Raw genomic sequence first — 349 nt, 5'->3', positions numbered from 1 at the left:
ACGACGTCGTTGTCGCCGTCCGTCGCCGTCACCGTTGCCACCACGTTGATCAGACCGTTGAGGTCGAGCGTGTTGTCCTCGCCGACGCCTTGCGTGTTCGAGTGCTCAAGGGCAACCAACGACGTCAGCGTCACCGTCGTGCCAGACAGTGTCACCGTGAACGCCGTCGCGTCGAGCACGCTGTCGCCGTCGCTGTCGTACTGGCCCGAGATCTGGTTTGCCGAGTCGGCCACCAGCGTGATCGCATGGTTGCCCTCCGTCGTCAGCAGCCCGGTCGCCGCCCCGCCGGCCAGGGCAAGTGCGTAGGTCACATTCGTGGTGACGCCGTCGACCGCGCTCGCGGTGAAGG

1 protein-coding gene is annotated in these 349 nt (G+C 66.5%); it reads right to left on the bottom strand.

Annotated features, from left to right (window positions below; translation table 11 throughout):
• Positions 1 to 349, bottom strand: a 349-nt coding sequence (locus tag AC0L2D_RS31840; RefSeq protein ID WP_473544127.1) for a DUF5801 repeats-in-toxin domain-containing protein, incomplete at both ends; no start/stop codon positions are given.

The sequence above is a fragment of the Mesorhizobium sp. WSM4833 genome (assembly GCF_055811095.1).
The sequence above is the reverse complement of the archived record's forward strand: the minus strand, read 5'-3'. Positions and strand labels throughout refer to the sequence as shown.